General features: G+C 61.0%; 19 protein-coding genes. 12 read left to right on the forward strand and 7 right to left on the reverse strand.

Going from position 1 to position 21,650, the window contains the following annotated elements; all coding sequences use genetic code 11:
* Window positions 1–119: 119 nt before the first annotated feature.
* On the reverse strand, window positions 120–2,570 hold the full coding sequence (locus BT125_RS12835; RefSeq protein ID WP_072407439.1) for a glycogen/starch/alpha-glucan phosphorylase: 2,451 nt from the start codon (window positions 2,568–2,570) through the stop codon (window positions 120–122).
* Between the two features lie 252 nt (window positions 2,571–2,822).
* On the opposite strand from BT125_RS12835, the gene BT125_RS12840 reads away from it, so the two are divergent.
* A complete protein-coding gene (locus BT125_RS12840; RefSeq protein WP_025211360.1) occupies window positions 2,823–3,260 on the forward strand; it encodes a YkgJ family cysteine cluster protein in 438 nt (145 codons plus the stop codon).
* A 225-nt stretch (window positions 3,261–3,485) separates the two neighbouring features.
* On the opposite strand, the gene typA is transcribed toward BT125_RS12840, so the two are convergent.
* Both typA and thiI read right to left on the reverse strand, forming a co-directional pair.
* Complete coding sequence (gene typA / locus BT125_RS12845; protein ID WP_072407441.1) at window positions 3,486–5,306, reverse strand: translational GTPase TypA; 1,821 nt, start codon at window positions 5,304–5,306, stop codon at window positions 3,486–3,488.
* 138 nt (window positions 5,307–5,444) lie between these two features.
* A complete protein-coding gene (gene thiI, locus BT125_RS12850) occupies window positions 5,445–6,899 on the reverse strand; it encodes a tRNA uracil 4-sulfurtransferase ThiI (RefSeq protein ID WP_060739599.1) in 1,455 nt (484 codons plus the stop codon).
* Between the two features lie 328 nt (window positions 6,900–7,227).
* Between thiI and glnA the strand changes: the two genes are divergently transcribed.
* The 6 genes from glnA to ntrC all read left to right on the forward strand — a co-directional run bounded on the left by glnA (window position 7,228) and on the right by ntrC (window position 13,426).
* Window positions 7,228–8,634: a type I glutamate--ammonia ligase gene (glnA, locus tag BT125_RS12860; protein ID WP_014336114.1), complete on the forward strand. Its 1,407-nt coding sequence runs from the start codon at window positions 7,228–7,230 to the stop codon at window positions 8,632–8,634.
* Window positions 8,635–8,756: 122 nt separating this feature from the next.
* Window positions 8,757–9,326, forward strand: a complete 570-nt coding sequence (locus BT125_RS12865) for a chorismate mutase (protein WP_072407443.1) — start codon at window positions 8,757–8,759, stop codon at window positions 9,324–9,326.
* Between the two features lie 189 nt (window positions 9,327–9,515).
* Window positions 9,516–10,034 (forward strand): DUF4124 domain-containing protein, encoded by a 519-nt coding sequence (locus tag BT125_RS12870; RefSeq protein ID WP_072407445.1) that lies wholly within the window; start codon window positions 9,516–9,518, stop codon window positions 10,032–10,034.
* Complete coding sequence (locus tag BT125_RS12875) at window positions 10,031–10,654, forward strand: DUF4124 domain-containing protein (RefSeq protein ID WP_072407447.1); 624 nt, start codon at window positions 10,031–10,033, stop codon at window positions 10,652–10,654. The genes BT125_RS12870 and BT125_RS12875 overlap by 4 nt, the downstream gene beginning before the upstream one ends.
* Window positions 10,655–10,907: 253 nt before the next feature.
* Complete coding sequence (glnL, locus tag BT125_RS12880; protein ID WP_053117539.1) at window positions 10,908–11,993, forward strand: nitrogen regulation protein NR(II); 1,086 nt, start codon at window positions 10,908–10,910, stop codon at window positions 11,991–11,993.
* Complete coding sequence (gene ntrC / locus BT125_RS12885; RefSeq protein ID WP_060739603.1) at window positions 11,990–13,426, forward strand: nitrogen regulation protein NR(I); 1,437 nt, start codon at window positions 11,990–11,992, stop codon at window positions 13,424–13,426. Before glnL ends, ntrC begins: the two co-directional genes overlap by 4 nt.
* Window positions 13,427–13,995: 569 nt before the next feature.
* On the opposite strand, the gene BT125_RS12890 is transcribed toward ntrC, so the two are convergent.
* Window positions 13,996–14,436, reverse strand: a complete 441-nt coding sequence (locus BT125_RS12890) for a hypothetical protein (RefSeq protein ID WP_072407449.1) — start codon at window positions 14,434–14,436, stop codon at window positions 13,996–13,998.
* On the opposite strand from BT125_RS12890, the gene trmL reads away from it, so the two are divergent.
* Window positions 14,435–14,890 (forward strand): tRNA (uridine(34)/cytosine(34)/5-carboxymethylaminomethyluridine(34)-2'-O)-methyltransferase TrmL, encoded by a 456-nt coding sequence (gene trmL, locus BT125_RS12895; RefSeq protein WP_072407451.1) that lies wholly within the window; start codon window positions 14,435–14,437, stop codon window positions 14,888–14,890. The genes BT125_RS12890 and trmL overlap by 2 nt on opposite strands.
* 131 nt (window positions 14,891–15,021) lie before the next feature.
* Here trmL and secB read toward each other — a convergent pair whose 3' ends face one another.
* The 3 genes from secB to BT125_RS12910 are packed head-to-tail and all read right to left on the reverse strand — an operon-like array spanning window position 15,022 to window position 16,212.
* A complete protein-coding gene (secB, locus tag BT125_RS12900; RefSeq protein WP_060739605.1) occupies window positions 15,022–15,504 on the reverse strand; it encodes a protein-export chaperone SecB in 483 nt (160 codons plus the stop codon).
* Window positions 15,505–15,542: 38 nt separating this feature from the next.
* Entirely contained in the window at window positions 15,543–15,797 is a 255-nt protein-coding gene (gene grxC / locus BT125_RS12905; RefSeq protein ID WP_072407453.1) for a glutaredoxin 3, read from the reverse strand.
* Window position 15,798: 1 nt separating this feature from the next.
* Window positions 15,799–16,212 (reverse strand): rhodanese-like domain-containing protein, encoded by a 414-nt coding sequence (locus BT125_RS12910; protein WP_060739607.1) that lies wholly within the window; start codon window positions 16,210–16,212, stop codon window positions 15,799–15,801.
* 152 nt (window positions 16,213–16,364) lie between these two features.
* Here BT125_RS12910 and gpmI point away from each other — a divergent pair, with 152 nt between their 5' ends.
* The 4 genes from gpmI (at window position 16,365) to BT125_RS12930 (ending at window position 21,530) form a co-directional block, all read left to right on the forward strand.
* On the forward strand, window positions 16,365–17,894 hold the full coding sequence (gpmI, locus tag BT125_RS12915; RefSeq protein WP_072407455.1) for a 2,3-bisphosphoglycerate-independent phosphoglycerate mutase: 1,530 nt from the start codon (window positions 16,365–16,367) through the stop codon (window positions 17,892–17,894).
* A 213-nt stretch (window positions 17,895–18,107) separates the two neighbouring features.
* On the forward strand, window positions 18,108–19,400 hold the full coding sequence (locus BT125_RS12920; protein ID WP_072407457.1) for a murein hydrolase activator EnvC family protein: 1,293 nt from the start codon (window positions 18,108–18,110) through the stop codon (window positions 19,398–19,400).
* Between the two features lie 32 nt (window positions 19,401–19,432).
* Window positions 19,433–20,749 carry a S41 family peptidase gene (locus tag BT125_RS12925; RefSeq protein WP_072407459.1) on the forward strand — a complete coding sequence of 439 codons (1,317 nt, stop codon included), beginning with the start codon at window positions 19,433–19,435 and terminating at the stop codon, window positions 20,747–20,749.
* Between the two features lies 1 nt (window position 20,750).
* Window positions 20,751–21,530 (forward strand): divergent polysaccharide deacetylase family protein, encoded by a 780-nt coding sequence (locus BT125_RS12930; protein WP_072407461.1) that lies wholly within the window; start codon window positions 20,751–20,753, stop codon window positions 21,528–21,530.
* The last annotated feature ends 120 nt before the right edge of the window (window positions 21,531–21,650 follow it).

Consider the following 21,650-nt stretch of genomic DNA (forward strand, 5'->3'; position numbering starts at 1 on the left):
TTGGAATGTTGGCGCTGCCAATGACAGAGTCCGGCCGCACAGCCCGGCGAAACTGGCGCCTAGTATATCGACGAAGCCCAATCGCCGTTGGGCTTCGCTCACATTTCTTGCAGCAAATGCTACTCCAGGGCTTTCCAGATGTCGGTGGCGTATTCACGGATGGTCCGGTCCGAGGAGAACCAGCCCATGCGAGCGGTGTTGAGCACCGCCGAACGCCACCATTGCTTGGAGTCATGCCAACGCTCTTCGACCTTGGCCTGGGCGCTCCAGTAGGCGTCGAAATCGGCGCACACCAGGAAGCGGTCGTAGTCCACCAACGAGTCGACAAGCCCGGCGTAGCGCATCGGATCATCCGGCGAGAACACCCCGCCCCGTATCGCCTGCAATACATCGTTCAGGCGATGGGAGGCGGCGATGTCCGGCGCAGCGCTGAACTCACCGTTTTGCTTGCGCGCTTCCACTTGCTCAGCCGTCAGGCCGAAAATGAACATGTGCTCACCGCCGACGCGCTCATGCATCTCCACGTTGGCGCCGTCCATGGTACCGATGGTCAGCGCGCCGTTGAGGCCGAACTTCATGTTGCTGGTGCCCGACGCTTCGAAGCCGGCCGTGGAAATCTGCTCCGACAGGTCCGCCGCCGGGATGATGCTTTCGGCCAGACTGACATTGTAGTTGGGCAGGAACACTACCTTGAGCAAACCACGCACGGTCGGGTCGTTGTTCACCACCCGGGCGATGTCGTTGGTCAGCTTGATGATCAGTTTGGCCTGGTGATAACTGGCGGCGGCCTTGCCGGCGAAAATCTTCACCCGCGGCACCCAATCCACTTCCGGCTCGGCACGAATCGCCTGGTACAGCGCCACGGTGTGCATCAGGTTGAGCAACTGGCGCTTGTACTCGTGGATCCGCTTGACCTGCACGTCGAACATCGCCGCCGGGTTGACGGCGATGCCCAGTCGCTCGTGGATCAGGTAAGCCAGGGCTTTCTTGCTGTGCAGGCGCTGCTCGGCGAACTGCTTGCGAAACGCCGGCTTGTCGGCGAACGGTTCCAGCTCGATCAGCCGCTCCTCGGGGTTGTCGAGCACACTCGGGCCGAGGGCGTCGACCATCATCGAAGTCAATTCGGCGTTGGCCTGGAACAACCAGCGGCGGAAGGTGATGCCGTTGGTCTTGTTGTTGATCCGATTCGGATAGAGTTTGTGCAGCTCGGAGAACACCGTGCTGCGCATCAGTTGGGTGTGCAGCCCGGACACGCCGTTGACGCTGTGGGAACCGAGGAACGCCAGGTTACCCATGCGCACCCGGCGACCGTTGTCTTCTTCGATCAGCGAAACCGAGCGCAGCACGTCGAAATCGTGCACGCCTTTGGCCCGCAGCGAATCGATGTGCTGGGCGTTGATCAGGTAGATGATCTGCATGTGCCGGGGCAACATGCGCTCCATCAGCCCCACCGGCCAGGTCTCCAGGGCTTCGGGCAGCAGCGTGTGGTTGGTGTAGGACAGCGTGTCCTGGGTGATCTGCCAGGCCGCATCCCAGGCCACGTCATAGACGTCCACCAATTGCCGCATCAGCTCGGCCACGGCGATGGACGGGTGTGTGTCGTTGAGCTGGATCGCCGCGTGATCGCCCAGAGTCAGCACCGAGGTGTGCATGTTGCGATGGCGGCGCAGCAAGTCCTGCAACGAGGCGGCGACAAAGAAATACTCCTGGCGCAGGCGCAGTTCCTGGCCGGCTTCGGTGCTGTCGGCCGGGTACAGCACGCGGGAAATACTTTCGGCCCGGGCCACTTCCGCCACGGCGCCCAAGTGGTCGCCGGCGTTGAAGCGCTCCAGGTGCAGGTCTTCCACGGCCCGGGCGCGCCACAGGCGCAGGGTATTGACGCTGGCACCGCGCCAACCCACCACGGGGGTGTCATAGGCGATGGCCCGCACGGTTTCGGCCGGGGACCAGACTTGTCGGGTCTTGCCGGTGTCGTCGGTCACGGTCTCGACGCTGCCGCCGAAGCCGATCGGGTAGACCACCTCTGGCCGCTCGAACTCCCACGGGTTGCCGAAATCCAGCCAATGCTCGGTCTGTTCCTGCTGCCAGCCGTCGACGATGGCCTGGCGAAACAGGCCGTGTTCATAACGAATCCCATAGCCATGGCCGGCGATGCCCAGTGTGGACATGCTTTCCATGAAGCACGCCGCCAAGCGGCCAAGGCCACCGTTGCCCAGCGCCGCATCGGGTTCGAGCAGGCGGATGCGCTCCAGGTCCACGCCCAGCTCGGTCAGGGCCTCCCGCGCGGTGTCCAGCAGGCCGAGGTTGCTCAGGCTGTCGTAGAGCAAGCGACCGATGAGAAATTCCAGGGAGAGGTAATAGACGCGCTTCTGGCCCTTGCGGTAGATCTGCCGCGTGTGGTCCATCCAGTGTTCGACCATGTGGTCGCGGGCGGCGAGGGCAATGGCTTCGAACCAATCGTGATCAAACGCATGATCCGGGTCCTTGCCGACGGCATAAGTGAGTTTGGTCAACACGGCGTCGCGAAATGCCGCGACTTCAGCTTCGCGAACAAGTGGTTCTTGAGTCATTGATGAGACCTCGAACGAGCATGGAATTGTCTGAGCCTAGTCGGTCTGACAGACGGCACAGGCTCTGGTTCGGTGGTTTTTCCCTGTGACGGAGAATCGTCGTCAGAGAATTGCCGGATAAGCGAATGAATGCAGGGGCCGTGCCGGTCCAGGAGCGGTTTGTCCCGAATGAAAAAAAACCGGCGGATGGTCGTTCAAAATTTCACCAGTCCCGGTATGATCGCGCGCCCTGATGCATGCTGGTAAACCGTGATGATGAAGCCCAACCTGATCGCCGCCGCGGAGATCGACCGACTCGATACCTGGGCCAAGTACTCCGCCCCGATGTGCGGTTCCTGCGTGTCGAGCTGCTGCACACTGCCGGTGGAAGCCAAGATCAAGGACCTGATCCGCATCGGCATCGTCGATGAGTTCGAACTGGGCGATCCGCCGAAGAACATCGCCAAGCGCCTGCAAAAGGAAGGGATCGTCGAGCGCTACAACCAGAAGTCGGAAATTTTCACGCTCCAGCGCATGAGCAACAACGATTGCCTTTATCTGGACCGCAAGAGCCGGTTGTGCACCATTTACGAGAAGCGCCCGGACACCTGCCGCAACCATCCGCGGATTGGGCCACGGCCGGGGTATTGTGCCTACAAGCCCAAGGAAGTGGAGCGCGAGCGGAATCCGCGGACGCTGGACAAATTCTGATCGGCTGCTAGTTTCTGCGGCGTTTGGCCGATCGCCTTCGCGAGCAAGCCCGCTCCCACAGTGGAACTATGTCGGACACAAAGTCTGTGTCCACTGAAAATCCATTGTGGGAGCGGGCTTGCTCGCGAAGGGGCCCTGACAAGCACCGCACAAATCCCAGGCATAAAAAAACGCCCCTGATCTCACAATCAGGGGCGTTTTTTTAGCCGCTAACTAAGTCGAAACTCAGTTGCCGCTTTTCTTGGCAGCGCGGGTACGCTCGCTTTCGCCAAGGATTTTCTTACGCAGGCGAATCGACTTAGGCGTCACTTCGCACAGTTCGTCTTCCTGCACGAACTCCAGCGCTTGCTCCAGGGTGAACTTGACCGGCGGAACCAGGGCGATGGTTTCGTCCTTGCCCGAAGCACGCATGTTGTCGAGCTTCTTGCCTTTGGTCGGGTTCACGCCCAGGTCGTTGTCGCGGCTGTTCAGGCCGACGATTTGACCTTCGTAGATATCCTGGCCGTGCTCGACGAACAGCTTGCCGCGCGCTTGCAGGGTTTCCAGCGAGTAGGTCAGGGCCTTGCCGGTCGCAACCGATACCAGCACGCCGTTCTGACGGCCGGACATGTCGCCGGACTTCATCACGTCGTAACGATCGAAGATCGAGGTCAGGATACCGCCACCGGAGGTCAGGGTCAGGAACTCGTTACGGAAACCGATCAGACCACGGGCCGGGATGTTGTACTCAAGGCGCACACGGCCCTTGCCATCCGGAACCATGTTGGTCAGGTCGCCTTTACGCAGGCCCATTTGCTCCATGATCGCGCCCTGGGATTCTTCCGGCAGGTCGATGGTCACGTTTTCGTACGGTTCGTGCTTGACGCCATCAACCATGCGGATGATCACTTCAGGACGACCCACGCCCATTTCGAAGCCTTCGCGACGCATGGTTTCGATCAGTACCGAGAGGTGCAGCTCACCACGGCCGGAAACCTTGAACTTGTCGGCCGAGTCGCCTTCTTCAACGCGCAGGGCAACGTTGTACAGCAGCTCTTTGTCCAGGCGTTCCTTGATGTTACGGCTGGTCACGAACTTGCCTTCTTTACCGCAGAATGGCGAGTCGTTGACCTGGAAGGTCATGGAAACGGTTGGCTCGTCGACGGTCAACGGCTTCATCGCTTCGACGTTCAGTGGGTCGCACAGGGTGTCGGAGATGAACAGTTGCTCGAAGCCGCTGACGCAGACGATGTCGCCGGCCGCTGCTTCTTCAACGTCGATGCGGTGCAGGCCGTGGTGACCCATCAGCTTGAGGATACGACCGTTGCGCTTCTTGCCGTCGGCGTCGATGGCAACCACCGGGGTGTTCGGCTTGATGCGACCACGGGCGATACGGCCAACGCCGATCACACCCAGGAAGCTGTTGTAGTCCAGTGCCGAGATCTGCATCTGGAACGGACCGTCACGGTCGACTTTCGGCGCTGGTACGTCGTCGACGATCGACTGGTACAGCGGGGTCATGTCTTCAGCCATGGCGGTGTGGTCCAGACCGGCGATGCCGTTCAGGGCCGAGGCGTAGACGACTTTGAAGTCCAGCTGTTCTTCGGTGGCACCCAGGTTGTCGAACAGGTCGAAGATCTGATCCAGAACCCAGTCCGGACGCGCGCCTGGACGGTCAACCTTGTTGATGACCACGATCGGACGCAGGCCGGCTTCGAACGCCTTCTTGGTCACGAAACGGGTTTGCGGCATAGGGCCGTCTTGAGCGTCAACCAGCAGCAGCACGGAGTCGACCATCGACATCACGCGCTCTACTTCACCACCGAAGTCGGCGTGACCCGGGGTGTCCACGATGTTGATGTGGTAGCCGTTCCAGTTGATGGCGGTGTTTTTCGCCAGGATGGTAATACCGCGCTCTTTTTCCTGGTCGTTGGAGTCCATCACGCGCTCGTCGTTGAGCTCGTTGCGCTCCAGGGTGCCGGATTGACGCAAGAGTTTGTCTACCAGGGTGGTCTTACCATGGTCAACGTGAGCAATGATGGCGATGTTGCGTAGATTTTCGATCACTTGTGTATCTCGATCAGAGGATTCGGTGTGCTGACAGGTCGTGGCAGCGATTTACGTTGAGTCCGACAAAGCCGTTACAGCCTGTCGGCGGCGTCGGGGGGCCGGTGACGCAGGCCACAGGCAAACAGCCCCGGGCACTTAGCTCGGTCGATAAACGCGCACATTGGCATGCCCCTCACTGAGCAAATGGTGGGCATGCAGGCGACTCATCACGCCTTTGTCGCAATACAGCAGGTACTGGCGAGTAGGGTCCAGTTCCTTGAAACGCGCGTTCACGGCATAGAACGGCATCGTTTTTACCTCGATGCCGGCGACACTCAGCGGGTCGTCTTCAGCGTCATCCGGGTGACGGATGTCGATGATGATCTGACCGGCCAGCGCTTCGCCGACTTCTTCAATCTTGATGTCCTGGCCCAATTCGTCGATGACGCGATCGATCGGCACCAGCCTGGCGTTTTCGAGCGCTCGCTCGAGCACCGCCATGTCGAATTCTTTCTCTTCGTGCTCCACCCGCCCGCGCTTGGCCGCCGTCTTCGGATTGACCGAGATGACGCCGCAGTATTCCGGCATGTGCCGGGCAAACTCGGCGGTACCGATTTCGTTGGCCTGGTCGATGATGTCCTGCTTGTGGCTGGCGATCAGTGGACGCAAGACCAGCTTCTCGGTCACGCAGTCGATCACCGACAGGTTCGGCAACGTCTGGCTCGACACCTGGGAGATCGCCTCGCCGGTCACCAACGCATCGATTTGCAGGCGGTCGGCAATTCGTGAAGCGGCGCGCAACATCATACGCTTCAAAATGACGCCCATATGACTGTTATCGACTTTGCCGAGAATCTCGCCCAGGACTTCCTCGAAAGGCACACTCACAAATAACACGCGTTGGGAGCTGCCGTACTTCTTCCAGATGAAGTGCGCCACCTCCATCACGCCCAGTTCATGGGCACGCCCGCCGAGGTTGAAGAAGCAGAAATGGCTCATCAACCCGCGACGCATGATCTGGTAGGCGGCCACCGTGGAGTCGAAGCCACCGGACATCAGCACCAGGGTCTGCTCCAGCGAACCCAGCGGATAACCGCCAATGCTGTTGTGCTGGCTGTGGATCACGAACAGCCGCTGGTCGCGAATTTCGATGCGCACTTCGATTTCCGGGTCTTTCAACGAAATACCGGCCGCACCGCATTGCCGGCGCAACTGGCTGCCGACGAACTTCTCCACATCCATCGAGCTGAACGCGTGCTTGCCTGCGCGCTTGCAACGCACCGAAAAGATCTTGCCGGCCAGTGCGTCACCATAATGGAGCATGCATTTGGCGAGGATGTCGTCGAAATCCCCCAGCGGGTATTCATCGACTTGCAGAAAATGCGCGATGCCCGGCATGCAACTCAGGCGCTCGGTCATTTCCTTCAGGAGCTTGGGTTCGCTGACACGGGTTTCCAGCTCGAGGTTGTCCCACACGCCATTCACCACCACGGCCGGATCCAGGTCTCGGAGCACGGCACGGATGTTCTTGGCCAACTGGCGGATGAAACGCATCCGTACCGGGCGGCTCTTGATGGTGATCTCGGGGAAGACTTTTACGATTAGTTTCATGAAAACAGCGCGCGAACGGCCAGCCGAAAAAGGGGGGCGCGGATTATAGCGGAAATTGCTCAAGGTTTAACCAGTTAATGTGCAGATGGTTTTGCATGCACCAAAACAGGTCATTATCGATTGAGGACGCCACATTGCAGTGCGTTATTGTCTGACAATCTTTGATTTACGCCTTTAAAAGCGTGGATTTGGTGCAAAAAACCCATGCTGGGGCACTGGCATGCAATTTGCTCCCTTGTGAGGCAGGTTGCCTTGGCAGAGTATTCGCGCCGGCATCACCCATATCTAAGGGCACTCCACTACCCGCCCGAAGCCACCCGGAGGACATATGTCGAAGTCGGTTCAACTCATCAAAGATCATGACGTCAAGTGGATTGATCTGCGCTTCACTGACACCAAAGGTACTCAACATCACGTGACCATGCCGGCCCGTGATGCGCTGGACGACGAATTCTTTGAAATCGGGAAAATGTTCGACGGCTCCTCCATCTCTGGCTGGAAAGGCATCGAAGCCTCCGACATGATCCTGATGCCGGACGACGAAACCGCCGTCCTGGACCCGTTCACCGAAGAGCCGACCCTGATCCTGGTCTGCGACATCATCGAACCTTCGACCATGCAAGGCTATGACCGCGACCCACGCGCCATCGCCCACCGCGCCGAGGAATACCTGAAGTCCACCGGTATCGGCGACACCGCTTTCTTCGGCCCTGAGCCTGAGTTCTTCATCTTCGACTCGGTCAAGTTCAAGTCCGATATCTCCGGTTCCATGTTCAAGATCTTCTCCGAACAAGGTTCGTGGATGTCCGACCAGGACGTGGAAGGCGGCAACAAAGGCCACCGTCCAGGCATCAAAGGCGGTTACTTCCCGGTTCCACCGTTCGACTTCGACCACGAAATCCGTACTTCCATGTGCAACGCACTGGAAGAAATGGGCCAGACCGTCGAAGTTCACCACCACGAAGTGGCGACTGCCGGCCAGAACGAAATCGGCGTGAAATTCAACACGCTGGTCAAGAAGGCTGACGAAGTACAGACCCTCAAGTACTGCGTACACAACGTTGCTGACGCCTACGGCCGCACCGCGACCTTCATGCCGAAGCCTCTGTACGGCGACAACGGTTCGGGCATGCACGTTCACATGTCGATCTCCAAAGACGGCAAGAACACCTTCGCAGGCGAAGGCTATGCCGGCCTGTCGGACACCGCCCTGTACTTCATCGGCGGCATCATCAAGCACGGTAAGGCCCTGAACGGCTTCACCAACCCGTCGACCAACTCCTACAAGCGTCTGGTACCAGGCTTCGAAGCCCCGGTCATGCTGGCCTACTCGGCTCGCAACCGTTCCGCCTCGATCCGTATTCCTTACGTGAACAGCCCGAAAGCCCGCCGTATCGAAGCACGCTTCCCGGATCCGGCTGCCAACCCGTACCTGGCCTTCGCTGCACTGATGATGGCCGGCCTGGACGGTATCCAGAACAAGATCCACCCTGGCGATGCTGCGGACAAAAACCTGTATGACCTGCCGCCTGAAGAGGCCAAGGAAATCCCACAGGTATGTGGCAGCCTGAAAGAAGCCTTGGAAGAGCTGGACAAGGGCCGTGCGTTCCTGACCAAAGGCGGCGTATTCAGCGATGACTTCATCGACGCTTACATCGCACTGAAAAGCGAAGAAGAAATCAAGGTTCGCACCTTCGTACACCCACTGGAATATGAGCTGTACTACAGCTGCTGATCCGGTAGCGCCGCCACGCACGGCGTGAAATAAAGAAAGGCCTCCCTCGGGAGGCCTTTTTTGTGGGCGCCGATTACGTGCATGATGCCCCGTCGCCCCCCCCCTAGAAGACGAGACTGCCCATGACTTTGCGCTTCAAGCTCTGCCTTGCCCTGTCTGCCGCGCTGCTGGCCTCCACCGCCGGAGCCGCCTCGACCTCGACTCCCGCCCCCGAGGCACTGACTCCGTTGCTTAACGCCATTGGTGAACGCCTGGCCATCGCCGATCAAGTGGCGCTGAGTAAATGGGACAGTGGAAAACCCGTAGAGGACCGCCAGCGCGAGCGTGAAGTCATCACCGCCGCCGTCGCCCAGGCACCGGCCTATAAACTGAGCAGCGAAACCGTGGAAGCGTTTTTTGCCGCCCAGATAGAAGCCAACAAAATGGTGCAGTACATCAACTTGTCCGACTGGGCCCTGGACGGCAAGGCCCCGGACCTCCCGCGCCCGGACCTGGTGGGGCAGATCCGCCCGCAGCTCGACCGCCTGCAGAAACGCCTGCTGCAACAACTGGCCGACTTCGCCCCCTACCGCACCGATCCGCAGTGCCCGCAATGGCTGGCCCGTGCCACCCACCACAACAAGCAGCACCCGGTACACCGGCTCGCCCTGATTCGAGCGACCGCAGAGTTGTGTATCTCCCCAAAAGCCTGAGGCAAACGACACCGCTCCAATGTGGGAGCGGGCTTGCTCGCGAAGAGGCCAGTACACCAACATCCAAGTGACTGACACACCGCTTTCGCGAGCAAGCCCGCTCCCACAGGCATTGCGCGCAACAACTTGGGCCAATGCCCCTCCCTGACCTATGCTGCAACTCAACACTTTCAGTTTTCGGTCGATTTTATGGGGCGTGGTTTTTCAATCATCCTGTTGTTGCTGTTGGCACTGCCCGCCACCGCGCAGATCTACAAGTACACCGACGCCGAGGGCAATACCGCCTACAGCAACCAGCCGCCCCAAGGCGTCCCGGCCCAGACGGTGGAATTGCCGCCGCTCAACAGCATCGAACGCCAGTCTCCGGCCAGCCCGGACACACCAACGCCTCCCGCCAGCAGCGAAAAGCCGCGCGATGCCTACGAAATCCTGGAACTGACCGACATCCCCACCGACGAAGCCCTACGCGCCAACAACGGCACCTTCACCATTGGCGTGCACGCTCAACCGCGCCTGCGCAGCCCGCATCTGTTCCGGTTGCTGCTGGACGGGCAGCCCTACGGCCAGCCGAGCAACGTGCCGCGCCTGCAATTGGTGAATATTGATCGGGGCGAGCACAGCCTGGCGGTTCAGGTCATCGACGGCGACAACCTCGTGCAGCAAAGCGAAACCGTCACCTTCACCGTCCAACGTGTGCACCAGCCATGATCCGCTGGCTGCTCGCGCTGGGCCTGGCGCTGACGGCGATGCCCGGCGTGGCGCAGGTCTACACCTACATCGATGCCCAGGGCAATCGCGTGTTCACCGATCAGCCACGCCCCGGCAATGCAAAGAAAGTCCAACTGCCACCCGGCAACCGGATGCCGGCGCCGCCCACGGGTACAACCTCGGCGCCCGTGACCGAAGCCCGGCCCGAACCGTTGTTTCATTACGAAATGCTCAGGCTGTTGATTCCCGAGCCGGACGCGACGATACGCAGCACCGCAGGCGAATTGATCGTCAGCGTCACCAGCGAACCAGGCCTGAAAAAAGGCCATCGCTACCGCCTGTTGCTCGACGGCAAACCAACGGGCGCGCCGGGGCCGAGCCCGGTGTTCGCCTTGAGCAACATCGATCGAGGCACCCATCACCTAGCGGTCGAAATCCTCGACGAGCAGGACCGTATCGTCGAACGCACCGCCAACCAGCCCTTCCACATGCAGCGCATGTCCCTGGCGCAGAAGCGCCGCATCAAGCCCTGCGCCACGGCCGATTACGGTCAACGTCCCGAGTGCCCTCTCGCCGAAAAGCCTGAAGAAGAAAAAAGCAGCATCTTGCCGTTCTTCTAACACCTCCCACGCCGGCGCACTATATTGGTGCAATAGCTTGCACGCTACCCAGCTGCAAAACCCATTTTGGTTCGAAAGTACCCGAAAAAGCTGGCAGAACGCCACGCAACCGACCGAAAAACACCCTTTTGAGGCTCTAAACGCTTCTTTTCGGAGCCTTGGTTTGGTTTTTGCATTTTCCTTGCGACAGCGCATTAATCGCGCGCGCAATTTGGGACCGGTCCCGAGTTGCTACGCTCCAAAAGAGGTCCTGATGACCATTAGCGACGCACTACACCGCTTGCTGCTCGACAACCTCACCACCGCGACCATCCTGCTCGACGCCGAACTGCGCCTCGAGTACATGAACCCGGCGGCGGAGATGCTCCTGGCCGTCAGCGGCCAGCGCAGTCACGGGCAGTTCATCAGCGAGTTATTCACCGAATCCGCCGAAGCGCTCAATTCCCTGCGCCAAGCGGTGGAGCAGGCTCACCCGTTCACCAAGCGCGAGGCGATGCTCACCGCCCTGACCGGCCAGACCCTGACCGTGGATTATGCGGTCACGCCGATCCTGAACAATGGCGCCACCTTGTTGCTGCTGGAAGTCCACCCGCGTGATCGCTTGCTGCGCATCACCAAGGAAGAGGCGCAATTGTCCAAGCAGGAAACCAGCAAGATGCTGGTACGCGGCCTGGCCCACGAGATCAAGAACCCTCTCGGCGGAATACGCGGCGCGGCACAGTTGCTCGCCCGCGAACTCCCGGAAGAAAGCCTCAAGGACTACACCAACGTCATCATCGAGGAAGCCGACCGCCTGCGGAACCTGGTGGACCGCATGCTCGGCTCGAACAAGCTGCCGTCCCTGGCGATGTGCAACGTCCATGAAGTGTTGGAGCGCGTCAGCAGCCTGGTGGAAGCGGAAAGCCAGGGTTGCATCACTTTGGTGCGCGACTATGACCCGAGCATTCCCGACGTCTTGATCGACCGCGAGCAGATGATCCAGGCGGTGCTGAACATCGTGCGCAACGCGATGCAGGCCATCAGCAGCCAGAATGAACTGCGCCTGGGTCGCATCAGCCTGCGTACCCGCGCCATGCGCCAGTTCACCATCGGCCACGTGCGCCATCGCCTGGTGACCAAGATCGAAATCATCGACAACGGCCCGGGCATCCCTGCCGAACTGCAGGAAACCATCTTTTTTCCCATGGTCAGCGGCCGTCCGGACGGTACCGGGCTGGGCCTGGCCATTACCCAGAACATCATCAGTCAGCATCAGGGCTTGATCGAATGTGAGAGCCACCCCGGCCACACCACCTTCTCGATCTTCCTGCCACTGGAACAAGGAGCCACATCGACATGAGCCGTAGTGAAACCGTGTGGATCGTCGATGACGACCGTTCTATCCGTTGGGTCCTGGAAAAAGCCTTGCAACAGGAAGGCATGACCACCCAGAGCTTCGACAGCGCCGATGGGGTGATGAGTCGCCTGGCGCGTCAGCAACCGGACGTCATCATCTCCGACATCCGCATGCCCGGCGCCAGCGGCCTGGACCTGTTGGCGCGGATTCGCGAGCAGCATCCGCGGCTGCCGGTGATCATCATGACTGCCCATTCAGACCTGGACAGCGCCGTGGCGTCCTACCAGGGCGGCGCTTTCGAATACCTGCCCAAGCCATTTGACGTCGACGAAGCCGTATCGCTGGTCAAGCGCGCCAACCAGCACGCCCAGGAACAACAAGGCATGGAAGAGGTGCCGGCCCTGGCCCGCACCCCGGAAATCATCGGCGAAGCGCCGGCGATGCAGGAAGTGTTTCGCGCCATCGGGCGCTTGAGCCACTCCAACATCACCGTGCTGATCAACGGCGAGTCGGGCACCGGTAAGGAACTGGTGGCCCATGCCCTGCACCGCCACAGCCCACGGGCGGCGTCGCCGTTCATCGCGCTGAACATGGCGGCCATTCCCAAGGACTTGATGGAGTCCGAGCTGTTCGGCCACGAAAAAGGTGCCTTCACCGGCGCGGCCAACCTGCGGCGCGGGCGCTTCGAGCAAGCCGACGGCGGCACGTTGTTCCTCGATGAAATCGGCGACATGCCGGCCGACACCCAGACCCGCTTGTTGCGCGTGCTGGCCGATGGCGAGTTCTATCGGGTCGGTGGCCATACGCCGGTCAAGGTGGACGTGCGCATCATCGCCGCGACCCACCAGAACCTGGAAACCCTGGTTCACGCCGGCAAATTCCGTGAGGACTTGTTCCACCGCCTGAACGTCATCCGTATTCATATCCCGCGCCTGGCGGATCGTCGCGAAGACATCCCGACCCTGGCCCGGCACTTCCTCAGCCGCGCGGCCCAGGAACTGGCGGTCGAGCCCAAGTTGCTCAAGAGCGAAACCGAGGAATACCTCAAGAACCTGCCGTGGCCGGGCAACGTGCGCCAGTTGGAAAACACCTGCCGCTGGATCACGGTGATGGCTTCGGGTCGCGAAGTGCACATCAGCGACCTGCCGCCGGAACTGCTAAGCCTGCCCCAGGATTCAGCCCCCGTGACCAACTGGGAGCAAGCCCTGCGCCAGTGGGCCGACCAGGCCCTGGCCCGCGGTCAGTCGAGCCTGTTGGACAGCGCGGTACCGGCCTTCGAGCGGATCATGATCGAAACCGCCCTCAAGCACACCGCCGGCCGCCGCCGTGACGCCGCCGTGCTGCTGGGCTGGGGCCGCAATACCTTGACCCGCAAGATCAAGGAATTGGGGATGAAGGTCGATGGTGGGGATGATGATGACGGCGATGAGGGCTGAAAGGCCTTAGCTCTTCGCTGAACACATGGCTTGGTCTTGGCGCGCAACCTGTGGGAGCGGGCTTGCTCGCGAAGGCGGTGTATCAGTCGACTTTGATGTGAACTGACACGCCACCTTCGCGAGCAAGCCCGCTCCCACAATAAAACTGCGTCGACCGCAATCTGGGCACCCTGGCCGGAACCCGGTGCATATGCACCGCGCCAATGCACCGTGAACCGCAAGTGCGCACATCTGGCGAATCTGACCCCCTCGATCCAACCCGAAAATCCAGCCTGTATAAAGCAAAAGCCCCGGAATACGGGGCTTTTGCGTCATAGAAAGCGTTTTTGTGACAAATAACTTAAAACTGGCACGCCCCCTGCAACAGCTAGATCACTACCCAGTTTCGGGGACCTTGGTACAGGCAGGCCGGGGATTCCCCCTTTTATACCGGGCTCAACGAGCCCACTGTTTTGGGGGCCTTGATACAGGCAGGTCAAGGTTTCCCTTCTTTACACCAGGGCTGTGCGCCAACCGCGAGCCCTCCCGTTTTGGGGACCTTGGTACAGGCAGGCCGGGGATTCCCTCTTTTATTGCTCCTGGAGACGGACCTCCAGCCGCCAGCGATCATCCACTTCGCTGCCGGCCCACTCCCCTCGCAATGGACGCGCCGCCACCAGTGTCAGCAACAACCCCTCGTCACTCAAACGCACCCGCCAATTCACATCCTTGCCGTTGAGCTTGAGCTGGCCCTTCTGTGGTCGGCCTTCTGCTTGGAACAGCAGCGCCACTGAACCGTCGACAATTTCACCATGGAGCTTGGGTTCGTTGTTGAACCAGGCCACAAGCGTTCCGCCTGTCACCTCAATCTGTTGCAAGACGCTCGGGTCAGGCGTGGTCAGGCGCCCGATCATCAGCCCGACCATCATGCCGAAGATCGCCAAAGAGCCCATCACCCGAGGCATTAGCTTCGAACGTCGGTCGGTTTGCGGCGTAGAATGCCGCTCATCTTTATCTGCGGAGCCGTGCATGTTTCACGTCATCCTTTTTCAACCGGAAATTCCGCCGAATACCGGCAACGTCATCAGGCTGTGCGCCAACAGCGGCTGCCACCTGCATTTGATCGAACCGCTGGGCTTCGACATGGACGACAAGCGCCTGCGCCGCGCCGGCCTCGACTACCACGAGTATGCCACTTTGCAGCGCCACGCCGACCTCGCCAGTTGCCTGGAGAGCCTCGGGCATCCGCGTCTGTTCGCCTTTACTACCAAGGGTTCGCGGCCGTTCCATGACGCCAGCTTCGCCGCCGGTGACGCGTTCCTGTTCGGCCCGGAAAGCCGTGGCCTGCCGGCCGACGTACTGGACGCCCTGCCCGCCGAGCAACGCCTGCGCCTGCCAATGCGCGAAGGCTGCCGCAGCCTGAACCTGTCCAATACCGTGGCGGTGGCGGTTTATGAGGCGTGGCGGCAGAACGGCTTTCAATAACACCTCATAACAAATGTGGGAGCGGGCTTGCTCGCGAAAGCGGTGTGTCAGGCGACATCGATGTCAACTGGCACTCCCTATTCGCGAGCAAGCCCGCTCCCACATTGGACTTGCGTCAACGCCAGACCGGATTACTGAACGGTCGCGCCGCCTTCTTGTTGCATACGCTGCAGTTCCTGCGCATACAGCGCATCGAAGTTCACCGGCGCCAGCATCAGGGCCGGGAACGAGCCGCGGGTCACCAGGCTGTCCAGGGTTTCCCGGGCGTAAGGGAACAGGATGTTCGGGCAGAACGCGCCCAGGGTGTGGCTCATCGAAGGAGCATCCAGGTTCTTGATCAGGAAGATCCCGGCCTGTTGCACTTCAGCGATGAACGCCACTTCGTCACCGTTCTTGACGGTGACCGACAGGGTCAGCACCACTTCGTGGAAGTCATCTTCCAGGGCTTTCTGACGGGTGTTCAGGTCCAGGCCTACGCTCGGCTCCCACTGCTGGCGAAAGATCGCCGGGCTTTTCGGGGCTTCGAAGGACAGGTCACGTACATAAATGCGCTGCAAGGAGAATTGCGGTGCGGCTTCTTCTTCGCTGGCAGCTGTGTTCTGTTGGTCAGTCATCGCAGATCCTTCTTACTTTCAGGTTCTTTAGTGGGAATTCAGGCCTTGAGCAGCACGTCGAGCTTGCCGGCGCGCTCCAGGGCATACAGATCGTCGCAACCGCCCACATGGGTGCTGCCGATCCAGATCTGCGGCACGGACGAGCGCCCGGCCTTCTGGGTCATTTCGGCGCGCAGTTGCGGCTTGCCGTCGACCTTGATCTCTTCGAAGGCCACGCCTTTGTTCTGGAGCAGGAACTTGGCTCTGGAGCAATAGGGGCAGTAATCGCTGGAATAGACAACAACGTGGGGCATTTCACTTCACCAGGGGCAGATTGTCGGCTTTCCAGCTGGCAACGCCGCCGGACAGCTTGGCGGCGGTGAAACCGGACTTCATCAGCTCACGGGCGTGGGTGCCGGCGTGCTGGCCTTGGGCGTCCACCAGGATCAGCGTCTTGGCCTTGTGTTTTTCCAGCTCGCCGATCCGCGCCATCAGTTTGTCCTGGGGAATGTTCACCGCCCCGACAATGTGACCGGCGGCGTAATCCTTGCTCGGGCGGATGTCCACCACCAGGCCGGCATCCTTGTTGACCAGTGCGGTCAGCTCCCCAGTGCTCAGGCTGCGACCGCCGCCCTGCATCGTGTGGGCAACCAGTAACGCCAGCAGCACGACGAAGATACCGACGAGAATGTAGTGGTTAGTGGCAAATTGAATCAGATGAGCAACCATCGAAGGAGGTTCCAGGGCGTTAAAATGTCGGCCAGTATACACAGCACGCAAGGCCGGCCAAACCCCGCCCGGCGGTGACGCCGCCGGAACTTACCTTTAAACTGCCCGTCCCTTTTCCATCGTCTTCTTTTAACCCGCCACGAGTGGATTCCATGACTACCACGCCTAAACCTTTGGTCCTGATGATTCTCGACGGCTTCGGTCACAGTGACAGCCACGAATCCAACGCCGTGTATTCGGCCAACAAGCCTGTACTGGACCGCCTGTGGGCCACCGTGCCCAACGGCCTGATCTCCGGCAGCGGCATGGACGTCGGCCTGCCGGACGGGCAAATGGGCAACTCCGAAGTCGGCCACATGAACCTCGGCGCAGGCCGCGTGGTGTACCAGGACTTCACCCGCGTGACCAAATCGATCCGCGACGGCGAGTTCTTCGAAAACCCGACCATCTGCGCCGCCGTGGATAAGGCCGTGGCCGCCGGCAAGGCCGTGCACTTCATGGGCCTGCTGTCCGACGGTGGCGTGCACAGCCACCAGGACCACCTGATCGCCATGGCCGAGCTGGCTGCCAAGCGCGGCGCCGAGAAGATCTACCTGCACGCGTTCCTCGATGGCCGCGACACCCCGCCGAAAAGCGCCACCTCGTCGATAGAGCTGCTGGACGCAACGTTCCAGGCCCTCGGCAAGGGGCGCATCGCCAGCCTCGTCGGTCGCTACTTCGCCATGGACCGTGACAACCGTTGGGACCGCGTGGCTCAGGCCTACAACCTGATCGTCGACGGCAGCGCCGAATTCAACGCCGCCACCGCCCAGGAAGGCCTGCAAGCCGCCTACGAGCGCGGCGAAAGCGATGAGTTCGTCAAGGCCACCACCATTGGCGAACCGGTCAAAGTCGAAGACGGCGACGCCGTGGTATTCATGAACTTCCGTGCCGACCGCGCCCGCGAGCTGACCCGCGTGTTCGTCGAAGACGATTTCAAGGAATTCGAGCGTGCCCGCCAACCAAAACTGGCCGGTTTCGTGATGCTGACCCAATACGCCGCCAGCATTCCCGCACCTTCGGCCTTCGCCGCCGGCAGCCTGGAAAACGTGCTGGGCGATTACCTGGCGAAAAACGGCAAGACCCAACTGCGCATCGCCGAGACCGAAAAGTACGCCCACGTGACGTTCTTTTTCTCCGGCGGCCGTGAAGAACCCTTCCCGGGCGAAGAACGCATCCTGATCCCCTCGCCGAAAGTCGCCACCTACGACCTGCAACCGGAGATGAGCGCACCGGAAGTGACCGACCGCATCGTCGACGCCATTGAGAACCAGCGTTACGACGTGATCGTGGTCAACTACGCCAACGGCGACATGGTAGGCCACAGCGGCGTGTTCGAGGCGGCGGTCAAGGCCGTGGAATGCCTGGACACCTGCGTTGGCCGCATCGTCGAGGCCCTGGAAAAGGTCGGCGGCGAAGCACTGATCACGGCCGACCACGGCAACGTCGAGCAGATGTCCGACGAATCCACCGGCCAGGCCCACACCGCCCACACCACCGAACCGGTGCCGTTCATCTATGTCGGCAAGCGGGACTTCAAGGTCCGCGAAGGTGGCGTGCTGGCTGACGTGGCGCCGACCATGCTGATGTTGCTGGGCATGGAAAAACCGGCGGAAATGACCGGGACTTCGATCCTGGTCTGACGAAACACATACCCTGTGGGAGCGGGCTTGCTCGCGAATGCGGTAGACCAGACACATAAATGTCGACTGGCAGCCCCATTCGCGAGCAAGCCCGCTCCCACATTGGTCGGCAGTGTTTTCAGGCCAGTTATCACACAGCCCCAAATGGGCGTTTTTTTTGCAGCGTGGGCCGGGCATACTAGGCCGTCCCTTTCCCTGGTGTCGCCCGCCTCTATGCTTCGCGTCCTGATAGCCCTCGCTCTGACCTGCTTGCTCCAACCGGCCTTTGCCGACGAGCGCGCGCAAACCCAACAGCAGTTGGAAGCCACGCGCCAGGACATTGCCGAGCTGAAAAAGCTGCTGGGCAAGCTGCAGGAAGAGAAATCCAGCGTGCAGAAAGACCTGCGCGGCACCGAAACCGAGATGGGCAAGCTGGAGAAGCAGGTCGAGGCCCTGCAGAAAGAGCTGAAGAAAAGCGAATCCGAGCTGCAACGGCTCGATGGAGAGAAAAAAAAACTCCAGGGCGCGCGCACTGAACAGCAAAAACTGATCGCCATCCAGGCCCGGGCCGCCTACCAGAACGGTCGCCAGGAATACCTCAAGCTGCTGCTCAACCAGCAAAACCCCGAGAAATTCGCCCGTACCCTCACCTATTACGATTACCTGAGCCAGGCACGCCTGGAACAACTCAAGAGCTTCAATGAAACCTTGCGTCAGCTGGCCAATGTCGAAAAAGACATCGAGCTGCAGCAGGCCCAGTTGCTGGTGCAGAAAAGCAGCCTCGACACCCAGCGCGAAGAGCTCGAGAAGGTTCGCAAGGAACGCCAGGTGGCCCTGGCCAAGCTCAATGACGACGTGAAGGCCCGCGACAGCAAGCTCAAGGCCCGCGAGCAGGACCAGGCCGAACTGGCCAATGTGTTGAAAACCATCGAAGAGACCCTGGCCCGCCAGGCCCGAGAGGCGGAAGAAGCGCGCCAGAAAGCGCTGATCGCCCAGCAGGAAGCCGAAAAAAAGCGTTTGCGTGAAGCCCAGGCCGACGCAGACGCCGGCGATGCACCGCGCAAACCGGCAAAATCCAGCTCCGGCGCACTGGTTTCCAGTGACGGCGAAACCTTTGGCGGCGCTTTTGCTTCAGCCCGAGGCAAACTTCCATGGCCGGTCAATGGTCGATTGCTTGCGCGCTTCGGTGAAACCCGCGGCGATGACACCCGCACCAAGTGGGACGGGGTGATGATCAGCGCCTCGGCTGGCAGCCAGGTACATGCCGTGCATGGCGGGCGCGTGGTATTCGCCGACTGGTTGCGCGGTGCCGGCCTGCTGGTGATCCTCGATCACGGCAACGGTTACTTGAGCCTCTACGGCCACAACCAGACGCTGCTCAAGTCGGCGGGCGACGTGGTCAAGGCCGGAGAGTCCATCTCCACGGTCGGTAACAGTGGCGGGCAGGATACGCCAGCACTGTATTTCGCTATTCGTCAGCAGGGTCGCCCCAGTGACCCGGCCCAATGGTGTCGTGCGCAAGGATAAGCGCGCCCATCCTATTAAGGAGTTCGTTCGACATGCTGCATTTGTCCCGCCTTACCTCGCTGGCCCTGACGATCGCCCTCGTGATCGGTGCGCCCCTGGCTTTTGCCGCCGAACCGGCCCCGTCGGCCCCCGTCGCCACGGCCGCAACCACCAAGGCGCCGCTGCCACTGGACGAACTGCGCACCTTTGCCGAGGTCATGGACCGGATCAAGGCCGCCTATGTGGAACCGGTGGATGACAAGATGCTGCTGGAGAACGCCATCAAAGGCATGCTCAGCAACCTTGACCCGCACTCCGCCTACCTGGGCCCGGAAGATTTCGCCGAGCTGCAGGAAAGCACCAGCGGCGAGTTTGGCGGCCTGGGCATCGAGGTCGGCAGCGAAGACGGCTTCGTCAAGGTGGTCTCGCCAATCGACGACACCCCTGCTTCCAAGGCCGGCATCCAGGCCGGTGACTTCATCGTCAAGATCAACGGCCAACCGACCCGCGGCCAGAGCATGACCGAAGCCGTGGACAAGATGCGCGGCAAGATCGGCCAGAAGATCACCCTGACCCTGGTACGCGACGGTGGCACACCGTTCGACGTAACCCTCACGCGGGCGGTCATCCAGGTCAAGAGCGTGAAAAGCCAGTTGCTGGAGTCGGGCTACGGCTATATCCGCATCACCCAGTTCCAGGTCAAGACCGGCGAAGAAGTCGCCAAGGCCCTGGCCAAGATGCGCAAGGACAACGGCAAGAAACTCAACGGCCTGGTCCTGGACCTGCGCAACAACCCCGGCGGCGTGCTGCAATCGGCCGTGGAAGTGGTGGATCACTTCATCACCAAGGGCCTGATCGTCTACACCAAGGGCCGTATCGCCAATTCCGAGCTGCGCTTCTCGGCCACTGGCAACGACTTGAGCGAAGCCGTGCCATTGGTGGTGCTGATCAACGGCGGCAGCGCTTCGGCCTCGGAAATCGTCGCCGGCGCCCTGCAGGACCAGAAGCGCGGCGTGGTCATGGGCACCACCAGTTTCGGCAAGGGTTCGGTACAGACCGTGTTGCCACTGAACAACGACCGTGCCCTGAAGATCACCACCGCGCTGTACTTCACGCCCAACGGCCGTTCCATCCAGGCCCAGGGCATTGTCCCGGACATCGAAGTGCGCAAGGCCAAGATCACCAACGAGCAGGACAGCGAATACTTCAAGGAAGCCGACCTGCAAGGTCACCTGGGCAACGGCAACGGCGGCGCCGACAAACCGACCGGTTCCGGCGCCAAGGCCAAGCCAATGCCCCAGGATGACGACTATCAGTTGGCCCAGGCCTTGAGCTTGCTCAAAGGGTTGAACATCACGTCCGGTCGCTGAGATGGGCCTGCGTTTCACCTTCATCCTGCTGTGCCTGCTGGCGGGGGCCGTTAACGCGGCGCCTGCCACGCCCTCTTCGCCGCACAAGGCGTACCTGAGCCTGATCATCGACGACCTGGGGCAAAGCCTGCCCCGGGACCGCCGGGTCCTGGCCCTCCCCGGCCCGGTCACCGCGGCGATCATGCCTGACACCCCTCACGCCGCCGAATTCGCCCGGGAAGCCCATCGCGCCGGCAAGCTGGTCATGCTGCACATGCCCATGGACCCGGCCACCGGGCCGTTCGCCTGGCATCCGGAACTGTCCATCGAAGAACTGGGCAAGCGCCTCGACGCCGCGTTCGCAGCCGTGCCCTACACCAGCGGGATCAACAACCACATGGGCAGCCGCATGACCGCCCAGCCCGAGGCCATGGCGTGGCTGATGGCGAACTTGCAGCAGCGCCACAAGTTTTTCGTCGACAGCCGCACCAGCGCCCAGACGGTCGCCGCCGCCGAAGCGCAAAAGATCGGCCTCGCCAGTGTGTCGCGGGACGTGTTCCTGGACGACGAGCGCACCGAAACCGCCATCGCCCAACAGCTGCAAACCGCCATCGACCTGGCCCGCCGACAAGGCTCGGCCGTGATGATCGGCCATCCCTATCCGCAGACCCTGGCGGTACTCGAACGCGAGCTACCCAAGCTCAAGGCCCAGGGCATCGAATGGATCGATATCAAGTCGATGATCAGCCTGCGCAGCAATCGGGCTATGGCTGGGCATGGGAAGGATGGGGTTTATCGATAGGGCGACAGCGTCGCCGCCATCGCGAGCAAGCTCGCTCCTACAACGGTGTTGCATCGGGCACAAGATTGGCGTTCGCAGCAGATCCCCTGTGGGAGCGAGCTTGCTCGCGATGACGGCGAC

The sequence above is a fragment of the Pseudomonas sp. NFACC04-2 genome (genome assembly GCF_900119265.1).
Taxonomy (GTDB): domain Bacteria; phylum Pseudomonadota; class Gammaproteobacteria; order Pseudomonadales; family Pseudomonadaceae; genus Aquipseudomonas; species Aquipseudomonas fluorescens_AA.